General features: G+C 73.9%; 2 protein-coding genes. One reads left to right on the top strand and one right to left on the bottom strand.

What is annotated here, in order from left to right; genetic code table 11:
• On the bottom strand, positions 1 to 775 hold a 775-nt coding region (locus AB0O00_RS39945), incomplete at its 3' end, for a DNA gyrase subunit B (RefSeq protein ID WP_363659572.1).
• A 329-nt stretch (positions 776 to 1,104) separates the two neighbouring features.
• On the opposite strand from AB0O00_RS39945, the gene AB0O00_RS39940 reads away from it, so the two are divergent.
• A partial coding sequence (locus AB0O00_RS39940) for a sigma factor (RefSeq protein WP_363659571.1) occupies positions 1,105 to 1,303 on the top strand: 199 nt, incomplete at its 3' end.

Below are 1,303 nucleotides of genomic sequence, written 5' to 3'. Positions count from 1 at the left end.
AGGAGCGGGACCACCGCAGCGCCACCTCCACGCTCCCCGCCATCCGCGGGTCGTCCAGCTCGAAGCGGACGACCTCCGGATGCACGGGCACCGCCCCAGCCCGCTCGTCGAGGAACACGACGAAGTCCCGTACGCCGCCCGGGAAGTGCGCCCGCAGCGACCGGGGCCCGGCCGGGCCGCGCTCGTCGCTCAGCACGATGTCCAGCCCGCGGTTCAGGAAGGCGAGCTGCCTCAGGTGCCCGGCGAGGTCGTCGAACGAACACCGGGACGCACCGAAGATCCCCGCGTCCGGCCGGAACGTGACGGTGGTCCCGCTCCCGTCCGCCGGCCTCACGCGCACGGGCGGGGCGAGGGCGACGCCGCACGCGTACTCCTGACGCCGCAACACGCCCTCGCGCCGCACCTCGGCCGTCAGCCGGCTCGACAGGGCATTGACCACGGCGGGCCCCGTCCCGAACAGGCCGAGCCCCATGAACGGCCGGATGCCGGGCTGTACCCAGGCTCCCAGGCGGGTCAGCAGGCCTTCGAGGTCCTCGACGCCCGGCGCGTCGTCCGAGACCCGCACACCGCCGTCGGCCATGAGCGTGACCTCGACGCGGTGCGCCCGCCCGGCCAGGACCTCCTGCACCGGCCGGTCGAGGACCTCGTACACCAGCTGGTGCAGCCCGCGTTCAGTGGTCGAGCCGACATACATCCCGGGCCGCACCCGGACGGCCTCCGGCCACTCCAGAACCCTGATCCTCGCGGCGCCGTACTCACGGGCGTCGTCACCCATGACATCCCCCTCCGAAGGCCTGTGACCGAGGCTCCCCACCCTAGGCGAAATCCTGGAAAACACCAGGTCAGACCACATGTGACGAGGCCTCGGGCGTCCACTGGAACCCCCGCCCGCACCCTGTCGGCCCCGCCACCCGCGATCCCCCGCCGCGCCGCGCCCACGACCCCCGCACACCCCCGCACGACCCCGTTCCGCACGCCCCCGAGGTCCCCGATTTCCCGAGTTTTCCCCGCCGCACCGGAGAATCGACGCCGGGCCGCCCACCGGCCAGGTGTGCGTGACGCGGCTCACACGGAACTCCGGGCGGCCGGCGGACAGGGGAGGGCATGGAACTGTCACAACGCGCGCGCCTGCGCGCCGGGGACCAGGGCGCGCTCGGCGAGGTCTTCGACGCGCACGCCCAGGCCGTCTACGGCTACGCGCTGCGCACCCTGGGGGACTGGGCGGCCGCCGAGGACGTGGTGTCGCTCACCTTCCTGGAGGCCTGGCGGCTGCGCGCCAAACTGCACGACGGCGACGACGACC

The sequence above is a fragment of the Kitasatospora sp. NPDC093558 genome (assembly GCF_040683475.1).
Lineage (GTDB): Bacteria > Actinomycetota > Actinomycetes > Streptomycetales > Streptomycetaceae > Kitasatospora.
This window is presented reverse-complemented; position numbering and strand designations above follow the sequence as displayed.